Annotated in this window: 10 protein-coding genes; 9 read left to right on the top strand and 1 reads right to left on the bottom strand. The window is 59.8% G+C overall.

Going from position 1 to position 12,675, the window contains the following annotated elements; genetic code table 11:
* The first annotated feature begins 15 nt into the window (after window positions 1-15).
* On the top strand, window positions 16-4,266 hold the full coding sequence (gene rpoC, locus ANTHELSMS3_RS03345; protein WP_094033633.1) for a DNA-directed RNA polymerase subunit beta': 4,251 nt from the start codon (window positions 16-18) through the stop codon (window positions 4,264-4,266).
* A 374-nt stretch (window positions 4,267-4,640) separates the two neighbouring features.
* On the opposite strand, the gene ANTHELSMS3_RS03340 is transcribed toward rpoC, so the two are convergent.
* Window positions 4,641-5,447 carry a putative rhamnosyl transferase gene (locus tag ANTHELSMS3_RS03340; protein WP_094036901.1) on the bottom strand — a complete coding sequence of 269 codons (807 nt, stop codon included), beginning with the start codon at window positions 5,445-5,447 and terminating at the stop codon, window positions 4,641-4,643.
* Between the two features lie 366 nt (window positions 5,448-5,813).
* Between ANTHELSMS3_RS03340 and rpsL the strand changes: the two genes are divergently transcribed.
* From rpsL to ANTHELSMS3_RS03300, 8 genes are all read left to right on the top strand, one after another.
* The gene (gene rpsL, locus ANTHELSMS3_RS03335; RefSeq protein ID WP_005862801.1) at window positions 5,814-6,185 is read left to right on the top strand and encodes a 30S ribosomal protein S12; all 372 of its coding nucleotides are present in this window, start codon (window positions 5,814-5,816) and stop codon (window positions 6,183-6,185) included.
* 12 nt (window positions 6,186-6,197) lie between these two features.
* Entirely contained in the window at window positions 6,198-6,668 is a 471-nt protein-coding gene (gene rpsG / locus ANTHELSMS3_RS03330) for a 30S ribosomal protein S7 (RefSeq protein WP_094033632.1), read from the top strand.
* 26 nt (window positions 6,669-6,694) lie between these two features.
* Complete coding sequence (gene fusA / locus ANTHELSMS3_RS03325) at window positions 6,695-8,812, top strand: elongation factor G (RefSeq protein ID WP_094033631.1); 2,118 nt, start codon at window positions 6,695-6,697, stop codon at window positions 8,810-8,812.
* 106 nt (window positions 8,813-8,918) lie between these two features.
* The gene (gene tuf, locus ANTHELSMS3_RS03320) at window positions 8,919-10,094 is read left to right on the top strand and encodes an elongation factor Tu (RefSeq protein ID WP_094033630.1); all 1,176 of its coding nucleotides are present in this window, start codon (window positions 8,919-8,921) and stop codon (window positions 10,092-10,094) included.
* A 170-nt stretch (window positions 10,095-10,264) separates the two neighbouring features.
* Window positions 10,265-10,570 carry a 30S ribosomal protein S10 gene (gene rpsJ, locus ANTHELSMS3_RS03315; RefSeq protein WP_089279938.1) on the top strand — a complete coding sequence of 102 codons (306 nt, stop codon included), beginning with the start codon at window positions 10,265-10,267 and terminating at the stop codon, window positions 10,568-10,570.
* Window positions 10,571-10,583: 13 nt separating this feature from the next.
* Entirely contained in the window at window positions 10,584-11,426 is an 843-nt protein-coding gene (gene rplC / locus ANTHELSMS3_RS03310; protein ID WP_094033629.1) for a 50S ribosomal protein L3, read from the top strand.
* Window positions 11,423-12,040, top strand: a complete 618-nt coding sequence (gene rplD, locus ANTHELSMS3_RS03305; RefSeq protein WP_094033628.1) for a 50S ribosomal protein L4 — start codon at window positions 11,423-11,425, stop codon at window positions 12,038-12,040. The genes rplC and rplD overlap by 4 nt, the downstream gene beginning before the upstream one ends.
* Window positions 12,037-12,333: a 50S ribosomal protein L23 gene (locus tag ANTHELSMS3_RS03300; protein WP_089279941.1), complete on the top strand. Its 297-nt coding sequence runs from the start codon at window positions 12,037-12,039 to the stop codon at window positions 12,331-12,333. The genes rplD and ANTHELSMS3_RS03300 overlap by 4 nt, the downstream gene beginning before the upstream one ends.
* The last annotated feature ends 342 nt before the right edge of the window (window positions 12,334-12,675 follow it).

Genomic DNA, 12,675 nt, shown 5'->3' with positions numbered 1-12,675 from the left:
ATTTGTGAGGACTACATGAACCAGGAACTGACCAACAACCCGTTCAACCCCGTTGCTCCGGTTAAAACCTTCGACGAGATCAAGGTCTCGCTGGCCTCCCCCGAACGGATCCTTTCGTGGTCCTTCGGTGAGATCAAGAAGCCGGAAACCATCAACTACCGCACGTTCAAGCCCGAGCGTGACGGCCTGTTCTGCGCGCGTATCTTTGGCCCGATCAAAGATTACGAATGCCTCTGCGGCAAATACAAGCGCATGAAATATCGCGGCGTCGTCTGCGAGAAATGCGGCGTCGAAGTTACGCTTCAAAAGGTCCGTCGCGAACGCATGGGCCACATCGAACTGGCCGCGCCCTGCGCCCACATCTGGTTCCTCAAGTCGCTGCCGTCGCGCATCGGTCTGATGCTGGACATGACGCTGCGCGATCTGGAACGCGTTCTGTACTTTGAAAACTACGTTGTCATCGAGCCGGGTCTGACCGACCTCGCCTACGGCCAGATGATGAACGAAGAAGAGTTCAACGACGCGCAGGACCAGTTCGGCGCGGACGCGTTTTCGGCCAATATCGGTGCCGAAGCGATCCGTGAGATGCTGGCTGCCATCGACCTTGAAGCCGAAGCAGAAAACCTGCGCGCGGACCTCAAGGAAGCGACCGGTGAGCTGAAGCCCAAGAAGATCATCAAGCGTCTGAAGGTTGTGGAATCCTTCCTCGAGTCCGGCAACCGGCCCGAGTGGATGATCATGACCGTGATCCCGGTCATCCCGCCCGAACTGCGCCCGCTGGTGCCGTTGGATGGTGGCCGCTTTGCGACCTCTGACCTGAACGACCTGTATCGCCGCGTGATCAACCGGAACAACCGCCTCAAGCGGCTGATCGAACTGCGCGCGCCTGACATCATCGTCCGCAACGAAAAGCGGATGCTGCAGGAATCCGTTGACGCCCTGTTCGACAACGGTCGGCGCGGGCGCGTCATCACGGGTGCCAACAAGCGTCCGCTGAAATCGCTGTCCGACATGCTGAAGGGCAAACAGGGCCGCTTCCGTCAGAACCTTTTGGGTAAGCGCGTCGACTTCTCCGGTCGTTCGGTCATTGTGACCGGCCCGGAACTGAAGCTGCACCAGTGCGGTCTGCCCAAGAAGATGGCGCTCGAACTGTTCAAGCCGTTCATCTATTCGCGGCTGGAGGCCAAGGGCCTTTCCAGCACCGTGAAGCAGGCGAAAAAGCTGGTCGAGAAAGAGCGCCCCGAAGTCTGGGACATCCTGGATGAGGTCATCCGTGAGCACCCGGTCCTGCTAAACCGCGCGCCCACGCTGCACCGTCTGGGCATTCAGGCGTTTGAGCCGATCCTGATCGAAGGCAAGGCGATCCAGCTGCACCCGCTGGTCTGCTCGGCTTTCAACGCTGACTTTGACGGCGACCAAATGGCCGTGCACGTCCCGCTGAGCCTTGAGGCCCAGTTGGAAGCGCGTGTCCTGATGATGTCGACGAACAACGTTCTGTCGCCTGCCAACGGCGCACCGATCATTGTTCCCTCGCAGGATATGATCCTTGGTCTGTACTATGTGACCATCGCGCGGGACGGCATGAAAGGTGAAGGCATGGTCTTTTCCTCGCCCGAAGAGGTTGAGCACGCGCTCAACGCGGGCGAAGTGCACCTGCATGCCAAGATCAAATGCCGCGTCAAGCAAATCGACGAGGAAGGCAGCGAAGTCTGGCAGCTGTGTGAATCGACACCCGGCCGCGTGCGGCTTGGTCAGCTTTTGCCGTTGAATGCAAAGGCGCCGTTTGAACTGGTCAACCGCCTGCTGCGTAAGGGCGACGTGCAGACCGTCATCGACACGGTCTACCGCTATTGCGGTCAGAAAGAGTCGGTCATCTTCTGCGACCAGATCATGCGTCTTGGGTTTGTCGAAGCGTTCAAGGCGGGCATTTCGTTCGGCAAAGACGACATGGTCATTCCCGATAACAAGTGGGAACTGGTCGATGAGACGCGCGATCAGGTGAAGGACTTTGAACAGCAGTACATGGACGGCCTGATCACTCAGGGCGAAAAGTACAACAAAGTCGTCGATGCCTGGTCGAAGTGTAACGACAAGGTCACCGAGGCGATGATGAACACCATCTCCGCCCGTCGTGAGGACGAGAATGGTGCCGAAATGGAGCCGAACTCGGTCTACATGATGGCCCACTCCAAGGCCCGTGGCTCGGTCACCCAGATGAAGCAGCTGGGTGCCATGCGCGGCCTGATGGCCAAGCCGAACGGCGACATCATCGAAACGCCGATCATCTCGAACTTCAAGGAAGGTCTGACCGTTCTTGAGTACTTCAACTCGACTCACGGCGCCCGTAAGGGTCTGTCGGACACCGCTCTGAAGACGGCGAACTCGGGCTATCTGACCCGTCGTCTGGTGGACGTCGCGCAGGACTGCATCATTCGCATGAATGATTGCGGCACTGATCGCGCGATCACCGCTGAGGCGGCGATCAATGACGGTGAAGTGGTCGCCACATTGGGCGAGCGCATTCTGGGTCGTGTTGCGGCCGATGATCTGCTCCACCCCGAGACCGGCGAGCTTCTGGTGCGCGAAGGCGAGCTGATCGACGAACGCACTGCCGATCTGGTCGAGGACTCGGGCATGCAGACGGCGCGTATTCGCTCGCCGCTGACCTGTGAGGCCGAAGAGGGCGTTTGCGCCACCTGCTACGGGCGTGACCTTGCCCGCGGCACCAAGGTGAACACCGGCGAGGCCGTCGGCATCATCGCGGCGCAGTCGATCGGTGAACCGGGTACACAGCTGACCATGCGGACATTCCACATGGGTGGCGTTGCACAGGGTTCGTCGCGGTCCTTCCTTGAGGCCAGCCAGAACGGTAAAGTCGTCTTCGCGAACCCGGGCACGATCACCAACGCCGCAGGCGAATTGATCGTGATGAACCGGAACATGCAGATCCTCATCATGAGCGATCAGGACGAAGAGATCGCATCCCACAAGATGGGCTACGGCTCCAAACTGTTCGTTAAAGAGGGCGATCAGGTTAATCGTGGCGACAAGCTGTACGAATGGGACCCTTACACCCTGCCGATCATCGCCGAGAAGGATGGTATCGCCAAACATGTGGACCTTGTGAACGGTCTTGCCGTGCGTGAGGAAACCGATGATGCCACGGGCATGACCCAGAAGATCGTGATCGACTGGCGTGCCGCACCCAAAGGCAATGAGCTCAAGCCGGAAATCATCCTGATGGATGCCGATGGTGAACCGCTGCGCAACGATCAGGGCAACCCGATCAAATACACCATGTCGGTGGATGCGATCCTGTCCTGTGAAGACGGCCAAGAGGTCAAGGCCGGCGACGTTGTGGCGCGTATCCCGCGTGAGGGTGCCAAGACCAAGGACATCACCGGTGGTCTGCCGCGTGTGGCCGAACTCTTTGAGGCACGTCGCCCCAAGGACCACGCCATCATCGCGGAAATCGACGGTTATGTGCGGTTCGGCAAAGACTACAAAAACAAGCGCCGGATCAGCATCGAGCCGGCGGACGACAGCCTTGAGCCCAAGGAATACATGATCCCCAAGGGCAAGCACATCCCGGTCGCCGAAGGTGATTTCATCCAGAAGGGTGATTACATCATGGACGGTAACCCGGCCCCCCACGATATTCTTGCGATCATGGGGATCGAGGCGCTGGCCAACTACATGATCGACGAAGTGCAGGACGTTTATCGACTGCAGGGCGTGAAGATCAACGACAAGCACGTCGAGGTCATCGTTCGTCAGATGCTGCAGAAGTGGGAGATCCAGGACTCTGGCGATACCACGCTGCTGAAGGGCGAGCACGTCGACAAGATGGAGTTTGACGAGGCCAACGCCAAGGCCGAGAAAAAGGGTGGCCGTCCTGCCAAGGGCGAACCGATCCTGCTGGGCATCACCAAGGCGTCGTTGCAGACGCGGTCGTTCATCTCTGCCGCCTCCTTCCAGGAGACGACTCGGGTGCTGACTGAGGCTTCGGTACAGGGCAAGAAGGACACGCTGATCGGTCTCAAAGAGAACGTGATTGTGGGCCGTCTGATCCCGGCGGGCACCGGTGGCGCGACGCAGAAGGTGCGCAAGATCGCACAGGATCGCGACAACGTCGTGATCGAAGCACGCCGCGAAGAGGCCGAGGCGGCCGCTGCGCTGGCCGCTCCGGTCAAGCTGGAAGAAGATGTTGTCGGTGGGGACGAGTTTGACACTCTGATCGTCGACACGCCGGAGAGCCGCGAATAAGCGACCTGTCGGTTTGAAATTGAGAAAGCCCGCCCCTCATCGGGGCGGGCTTTTTCGTGTCTGTAGGGGAGTGTCCACATGTGGACAGCCTTGCGCCTGTTTGAAATCAATGGGTTACAGAGACGAATTTACTTTCTGTTGAGAATTGCCCGTCGCGGGATCAGGGCAAGACCACCTTTTGCGTGGGACGGTCCCGGGCCTCCGGACAGCGCCGTTCAGGCGCTGAGGGCGGCGCGGTGGGAGGCCGGAGCGGGCAGGCGGGGTCGTCTACTTCCCAGTGCAAGACACCGTTGGGTGGGCCGCGTTTGGGCATAAACAGACGCCTATGCATATGCGCGCCATCCCCAAGTGAGCGTCGGGGCAGGGCGGCAGGATCAGCCGCCTCCAAACACCCGACGGATGTGGTCGGCGTCTATCGCCAGTCGCGCCTTCAGCTCTGTTTCCCCGGCAGTGTCCAGCCGGGGAAGGGGCATCGGTTTGACATGTTTCTTTTGCCGCGAGTCGTTGTGGTCATTGTGACCGCGCAAATACATGACCGGCTGCGTAAAGGTCACGGTGGGCATGTTCTGGTTCAGCTTGTTGTGGCCAAAATTCATGATGGTCTGACGGACACCGGGCCGGACCGCCATGCCCTGCGCGACGCCCCAATACGGCGTGACCTGAACCTGTGCGCAAAGCCCCTTCGCATCGGGGCGGCCCACATACCCCCGGTTCCAGTCAAACCCCACCAACCGGTGTTTTGCCAGCAACGCCGCACAGTCCTGCGCGGCCTGACGCAGATGGGCGACAAAATCAATCGCAACGGCATCATCGTCGTCATGCCGAAACTGAAGGCAGGGCTGATCCATGTCGCGCACCGCGTTGATGACATCCTGACAGACCTTGCGATGTGGCCCCGGCGGGCGGGACACGATAACGGCCTGCGGGAAGTCGTCTGTCAGCTCTGCCAGACGTTCCAGCCAACGCGTCGGCATCGCCTCTCCGACGAGGATAACAAACAGGAAATCCGGATCGGTCTGAGCCTTGAGACCCGGCAGGCAGAGGCATTCAAAATGCCGAAACCGCTCTTCGATCCGGACAGGATCATACAGGTATGCAATGCGGTCCGTCAGGCTGCTATGCTCGACCTGAAATCCGCCCTCGGCAGGGTAGGAAAATCGGCAGAAACCGATGACTTGCATGCCTGTGTCCTTTGTGCGAAGCCGTTGTCCCTGCATGACATTGCCACCCTTGCCGGGCAACCCTGCTGACCTGTTGACAAGGTCCGCGACTCCCCCTATACGCCCGCTAATCCGTCGTGGAAATTCCCTCGACGACCTTACATAACCAAGCGGTCACGATCCGGGTTAACTGCCCCGATCCTCTGGACACCCACCGCGTCGTTCCCGTGAACAGGGGAACGCAGCGGTTTTTTGCGTCTTTGCCTACTCTGTAGGCCGGTGGCGCGCTACATCGGAGCCCCGCTTTGAGCAGGGCGCCACGAACTGAAACTCCGCACGGGACGGCCCGTGCAGCACAAATGTGAGAAGCACGGGGAAATATCCGGAATGCCCACGATCCAACAGCTGATCCGCAAACCGCGGCAGCCCAAAGTCAAACGCTCGAAGTCACAGCACCTCGAGCAGTGCCCGCAAAAGCGCGGTGTCTGCACCCGTGTGTACACCACCACGCCTAAAAAGCCGAACTCGGCCATGCGTAAGGTTGCCAAGGTGCGTCTGACCAATGGCTACGAGGTGATCAGCTATATTCCGGGTGAGAGCCACAACCTGCAGGAGCACTCGGTCGTTCTGATCCGTGGTGGTCGTGTAAAAGACCTTCCCGGCGTGCGTTACCACATCCTGCGCGGTGTTCTCGACACCCAGGGCGTCAAGGACCGCAAGCAGCGTCGTTCGAAATACGGCGCCAAGCGTCCGAAGTAAGAGGATTACAATATGTCTCGTCGTCACGCCGCAGAGAAGCGCGAAGTCCTGCCCGACGCCAAGTATGGTGACCGGGTTCTGACAAAGTTCATGAACAACCTGATGTACGACGGCAAGAAATCCGCCGCCGAACGCATCGTATACAATGCGCTTGACCGCGTCGAAACGAAGGTCAAGCGCGCCCCGGTGGAAATCTTCCACGAGGCGCTGGAAAACATCAAGCCGTCGGTCGAGGTTCGCTCGCGCCGCGTTGGTGGTGCCACCTACCAGGTTCCGGTCGAAGTGCGCCCCGAGCGCCGTGAGGCCCTTGCGATCCGCTGGCTGATCAATGCCTCGCGTGCTCGTAACGAGAACACCATGGAAGAGCGTCTTGCCGGCGAACTGATCGATGCCGTGCAGTCGCGTGGCTCCGCCGTCAAAAAGCGCGAAGACACCCACAAGATGGCTGACGCCAACAAGGCATTCAGCCACTACCGCTGGTAAACCACTTCTTCTGAGGACAAGCCCCCATGGCACGCGACTACCCTCTCGAACGGTACCGGAACTTCGGTATCATGGCGCACATCGACGCAGGCAAGACCACCTGCTCCGAGCGGATTCTGTTCTACACCGGCAAGTCGCACAACATCGGCGAAGTGCACGACGGTGCTGCGACCATGGACTGGATGGAGCAGGAACAGGAACGCGGGATCACCATCACTTCGGCTGCGACGACCACATTCTGGGAACGCACGGAAGATGGCGCAACTGCTGACACCCCCAAGCACCGCCTGAACATCATCGACACCCCCGGACACGTCGACTTTACCATCGAAGTCGAGCGTTCGCTGGCGGTTCTCGACGGTGCCGTGGCCGTTCTGGACGCCAACGCAGGCGTTGAGCCGCAGACCGAAACCGTGTGGCGTCAGGCTGACCGCTACAAGGTTCCGCGGATCGTGTTCGTCAACAAGATGGACAAGATCGGCGCCGACTTCTTCAACTGCGTTCACATGATCGAAGACCGCACCGGCGCGCGCGCCGTTCCCGTCGGTATTCCGATCGGTGCAGAGACCGAGCTTGAAGGTCTGCTGGACCTCGTGACCATGGAAGAGTGGCTGTGGCAGGGTGAAGATCTGGGCGCGTCCTGGATCAAAGCTCCGATCCGCGACAGCCTGAAAGACATGGCCGACGAGTGGCGTGGCAAGATGATCGAGGCGGCCGTCGAAGAAGACGACGACGCGATGGAAGCCTATCTCGAAGGTGAAGAGCCCGACGTCCCGACGCTGCGCAAGCTGCTGCGCAAGGGTACGCTGGCGATGCACTTCGTTCCGGTTCTGGGTGGCTCTGCCTTCAAGAACAAAGGCGTTCAGTCGCTGCTCAACGCTGTGATCGACTACCTGCCCAGCCCGCTGGACGTGGTCGACTACATGGGCTTCTCGCCGGACGATGAGACCGAAGAGCGCAATATCCCGCGCCGCGCGGATGACAACATGCCGTTCGCGGGTCTGGCGTTCAAGATCATGAACGACCCCTTTGTCGGCTCGCTGACGTTCACCCGGATCTATTCCGGCAAGATGAACAAGGGCGATTCGATCCTGAACTCGACCAAGGGTAAGAAAGAGCGCATCGGTCGTATGATGATGATGCACTCCAACAACCGCGAAGAGATCGAAGAGGCGTTTGCTGGCGACATCATCGCGCTGGCGGGTCTGAAAGACACCACCACTGGTGACACCCTGTGTGACGCCAAAGAGCCGGTGGTTCTGGAAACCATGACCTTCCCCGATCCGGTCATCGAGATCGCGGTCGAGCCCAAGACCAAGGGCGACCAGGAAAAAATGTCGGCGGGTCTGGCCCGTCTGGCAGCCGAAGACCCGTCCTTCCGCGTCGAAACGGATATCGAATCCGGACAGACCATCATGAAGGGCATGGGCGAACTTCACCTGGACATCCTGGTTGACCGTCTCAAGCGGGAATTCAAGGTCGAGGCCAACATCGGTGCGCCGCAGGTGGCCTATCGTGAGACCATCGGTCACGAGGTCGAACATACCTACACCCACAAGAAACAGTCGGGTGGTTCGGGTCAGTTCGCCGAAGTGAAGATGATCATCTCTCCGACAGAGCCGGGCGAAGGCTATTCGTTCGAATCCAAGATCGTGGGCGGTTCCATTCCCAAGGAATACATCCCCGGTGTGGAAAAGGGCGTGAAATCGGTTATGGACAGCGGCCCCTTGGCTGGCTTCCCCGTCATCGACTTCAAGGTCTCGCTCATCGACGGTAAGTTCCACGACGTGGACTCCAGCGTTCTGGCGTTCGAGATCGCTGCGCGTATGTGCATGCGTGAAGGTATGCGCAAAGCGGGTGCCAAGCTGCTGGAGCCGATGATGAAGGTCGAAGTGATCACACCAGAAGAATACACTGGTGGTATCATCGGCGACCTGACCTCGCGTCGCGGTCAGGTGTCGGGTCAAGAGCCTCGTGGTAACGCCGTTGCCATCGATGCCTTTGTTCCGCTGGCCAACATGTTCGGCTACATCAACACGCTGCGCTCCATGTCTTCGGGCCGCGCGAACTTCTCGATGCAGTTCGACCACTACGATCCGGTTCCGCAGAACATCTCGGACGAGATCCAATCGAAATACGCATAAGCCGGGTGGCGGTGTCGGCGGGGAAACCTGCCGGATAAATCCGCCCTACCCACCACCGTAGGGTGGGGTGTCCCCCCACCATCCGAAACGAAGAAGGAGCCTACCTATGGGTAAGGAAAAGTTTGAACGCGGCAAGCCGCACTGCAACATCGGCACGATTGGCCACGTTGACCACGGCAAGACGACGCTGACAGCGGCGATCACCAAGTATTTCGGTGACTTCCGCGCCTACGACCAGATCGACGGCGCACCGGAAGAAAAAGCCCGCGGCATCACCATCTCGACCGCACACGTCGAGTATGAAACCGACAACCGCCACTACGCGCACGTCGACTGCCCCGGCCACGCCGACTACGTCAAGAACATGATCACCGGTGCTGCGCAGATGGACGGCGCGATCCTGGTCGTGAACGCCGCCGACGGCCCGATGCCGCAAACGCGTGAGCACATCCTGCTGGGCCGCCAGGTGGGTATCCCCGCCATGGTCGTGTTCCTGAACAAAGTCGACCAGGTCGACGATGAGGAACTGCTCGAGCTGGTGGAAATGGAAGTCCGCGAGCTGCTGTCCGAATACGACTATCCGGGCGACGACATTCCGATCATCGCGGGCTCCGCGCTGGCGGCGATGGAAGGCCGCGATCCGGAAATCGGCGAGAACAAGATCCGCGAACTGATGGCGGCCGTGGATGAGTACATCCCGCAGCCCGAGCGCGCGATCGACATGCCGTTCCTGATGCCGATCGAAGACGTGTTCTCGATCTCGGGTCGTGGTACGGTTGTGACCGGCCGGATCGAGCGTGGCGTGATCAACGTGGGCGATACCATTGAAATCGTTGGTATCCGTGACACGTCCTCGACCACCTGTACCGGTGTCGAAATGTTCCGCAAGCTGCTGGATCGCGGTGAAGCTGGCGACAACGTCGGCGTCCTGCTGCGCGGCATCGACCGCGAAGGCGTTGAGCGCGGCCAGGTTCTGTGCAAGCCGAAGTCGGTGAACCCGCACACCAAGTTCGAGTGTGAGGTCTACATCCTGACCAAGGAAGAAGGCGGTCGTCACACACCGTTCTTCAAGAACTACCGCCCGCAGTTCTACTTCCGGACCACCGACGTGACCGGTACGGTTGAACTGCCCGACGGCACCGAAATGGTGATGCCGGGCGACAACCTGAAGTTCAACGTCGAGCTGATCGCCCCGATCGCCATGGAAGACGGCCTGCGTTTCGCCATCCGTGAAGGCGGCCGCACCGTTGGTTCCGGCGTCGTGTCGAAAATCATCGACTGATCGCCTGAGGTGTTGCCCCTTGGGGTGACACCGTCAGCGTAAATTTCGGGGTGCCCAGGCACCCAGACTGAAGGGCGGGGTCTTCCCGCCCTACACTTTCCGGGTTCGACGAGGCGGGCAGGTGGTCTGTTCTCCTCCTCTCAACCCCAACGCCAAGATAGGCTGACCCAATGAGCCAGAATATCCGTATCCGGCTGAAGGCGTTCGATTACCGCGTACTTGATGCAAGCACGCAGGAAATCGTCAACACCGCCAAGCGCACCGGTGCAACGGTCCGCGGCCCGATCCCGCTGCCGAACAAGATTGAAAAGTTCACCGTTCTGCGTGGACCGCACGTCAACAAGAAGTCGCGCGACCAGTTCGAGATCCGGACGCACAAGCGCCTGCTCGACATTGTTGACCCGACTCCGCAGACTGTGGATGCCCTGATGAAGCTCGACCTCGCCGCTGGCGTGGATGTCGAGATCAAGGTCTAAGGAGGGCTCGGATATGATGCGCTCTGGAGTGATCGCAAAGAAAATCGGCATGACGCGTCTGTTTATGGACGACGGCAAGCAGATTCCCGTCACCGTGCTGCAGCTCGACAACCTTCAGGTTGTCGCGCAGCGCACAAATGACCAGCACGGCTACACCGCCGTCCAGTTGGGCGCCGGTACCGCAAAAGTAAAGCGCGTGAGCCAAGCCATGCGCGGCCACTTTGCCGTTGCCAAGGTTGAGCCCAAGCGCAAGGTCGTGGAATTCCGCGTTGCGCCCGAGAACCTGATCGAAGTGGGCGAGGAAATCATCGCCGACCATTACTTCGAAGGTCAGTTCGTGGACGTGTCTGGTATCACCATCGGTAAAGGTTTTGCCGGCGGTATGAAGCGCCACAACTTTGGCGGTCTGCGTGCCACGCACGGTGTTTCTGTCAGCCACCGTTCGCATGGTTCGACCGGTCAGTGTCAGAACCCCGGCAAGGTGTTCAAGGGCAAGAAGATGGCCGGTCACATGGGGTCCGTGCGTGTCACCACGCAGAACCTGCAAGTGGTTCGTACCGACAGCGACCGTGGCATCATCATGATCAAAGGCGCCGTTCCCGGCCCCAAAGGATCATGGGTGACCGTCAAGGACGCGGTGAAGAAACCCGCGCCCGAGAATGTCATTCTGCCTGCCGCTCTGATGAGCGCCAAGCGGGAAGCCATGAAAGCCGCCGAAGAAGCCGCCCGTCAGGCCGAAGCCGAAGCCAAGGCCGCCGAAGAGGCACGCCTTGCCGAGGAGGCCGCCCAGCAGGAGGCTTCTTTGAAAGAGGCTGAAGCTTCGATCGAGGCCGAGAAGAAGGAAGGCGAGGAATGAAACTCGACGTGATCAAACTCGACGGCGGCTCCGCTGGCGAAGTCGAGCTGGACGAGGCCCTGTTCGGGCTGGAGCCGCGCGCCGACATTCTCCACCGCGTCGTCCGCTGGCAGCGTAACAAGGCGCAAGCCGGTACGCACAAGGTCAAGACCCGCTCGGAAGTGTCGTACTCGACCAAGAAGATCTATCGCCAGAAGGGCACCGGCGGCGCACGCCACGGGTCCCGCAAGGCGCCGATCTTCCGCAAGGGTGGCATCTATAAGGGCCCGACCCCGCGGTCGCACGCCCATGAACTGCCCAAGAAGGTCCGTAAACTGGGTCTGCTGCACGCGCTGTCGTCCAAGTTCAAGGACGGTTCGCTGGTGGTGATCGAGGCGGCGGATTGCGATGGCAAGGCGAACACTCTGGCCAAGCAGGTTGCAAACCTGGGCTGGAAGCGCGCGCTGATCATCGACGGTGCGGAGCTGAGCGAAAACTTCGTCCGTGCGGCGGCGAACATCGAGGGTCTCGATGTGCTGCCCAGCCAGGGCGCAAACGTCTATGACATCCTCAAGCGCGACACGCTCGTGCTGACCAAGGCGGGTGTCGAAGCACTGGAGGCTCGGTTGAAATGAGCGCGAAGGCAGAACACTACGACGTGATCCGCAAGCCGATCATCACCGAAAAAACCACAATGGCGTCCGAGAATGGCGCAGTGGTTTTCGAAGTGGCGATCGACGCGGCCAAGCCGCAGATCAAAGAGGCCGTTGAGGCGCTGTTTGGTGTCAAGGTGAAGGCGGTCAACACCACCATCACCAAAGGCAAGCAAAAGCGTTTCCGGGGCACCATGGGTCGCCGCAAGGACGTCAAGAAGGCCTATGTGACCCTCGAAGAGGGCAACACGATCGACGTGAATACCGGTCTGTAATGGAGCGGTAAGCCGGGCTTAAGCCCGGCCTACGGAAATTAGGAGAGGCCCTCGCAGCGATGCGGGGGCCTTTTCGGTTTTGCGCTTGTCCACGCGTGGACAGGGTGCGGGGTGTTACAGATCAATGGGTTACAGAGGTGTTTTTACGAACGGTTCATACTTAAGGCTGATTTGGGGTGCAGCACACGCCCCAGTGGTTTGGCCAGTTTGCTCCGACGCCTGCGAGGTTTTTCAATCTGACATTGGCCCAAAGCGCTGAAAATATGCCGATCCCCTGAGGAGGCTTGCAGCCACATCTTGTCCGCAATAGCTTTGCTGCATGTGTTAAGGATTTTTAGGAGT

This window comes from Antarctobacter heliothermus (assembly GCF_002237555.1).
GTDB lineage: Bacteria > Pseudomonadota > Alphaproteobacteria > Rhodobacterales > Rhodobacteraceae > Antarctobacter > Antarctobacter heliothermus_B.
Note: the sequence above shows the minus strand (reverse complement) of the source record. Positions and strands in the feature narration are given on the sequence as shown.

Coding starts and splice junctions, on each gene's coding strand:
- rpsL (WP_005862801.1), top strand. CDS start 5,814: ATGCCCACGATCCAACAGCTGATCCGCAAACCGCGGCAGCCCAAAGTC.
- ANTHELSMS3_RS03300 (WP_089279941.1), top strand. CDS start 12,037: ATGAGCGCGAAGGCAGAACACTACGACGTGATCCGCAAGCCGATCATC.
- rpsJ (WP_089279938.1), top strand. CDS start 10,265: ATGAGCCAGAATATCCGTATCCGGCTGAAGGCGTTCGATTACCGCGTA.
- fusA (WP_094033631.1), top strand. CDS start 6,695: ATGGCACGCGACTACCCTCTCGAACGGTACCGGAACTTCGGTATCATG.
- rpoC (WP_094033633.1), top strand. CDS start 16: ATGAACCAGGAACTGACCAACAACCCGTTCAACCCCGTTGCTCCGGTT.
- rplC (WP_094033629.1), top strand. CDS start 10,584: ATGATGCGCTCTGGAGTGATCGCAAAGAAAATCGGCATGACGCGTCTG.
- rplD (WP_094033628.1), top strand. CDS start 11,423: ATGAAACTCGACGTGATCAAACTCGACGGCGGCTCCGCTGGCGAAGTC.
- rpsG (WP_094033632.1), top strand. CDS start 6,198: ATGTCTCGTCGTCACGCCGCAGAGAAGCGCGAAGTCCTGCCCGACGCC.
- tuf (WP_094033630.1), top strand. CDS start 8,919: ATGGGTAAGGAAAAGTTTGAACGCGGCAAGCCGCACTGCAACATCGGC.
- ANTHELSMS3_RS03340 (WP_094036901.1), bottom strand. CDS start 5,447: ATGCAAGTCATCGGTTTCTGCCGATTTTCCTACCCTGCCGAGGGCGGA.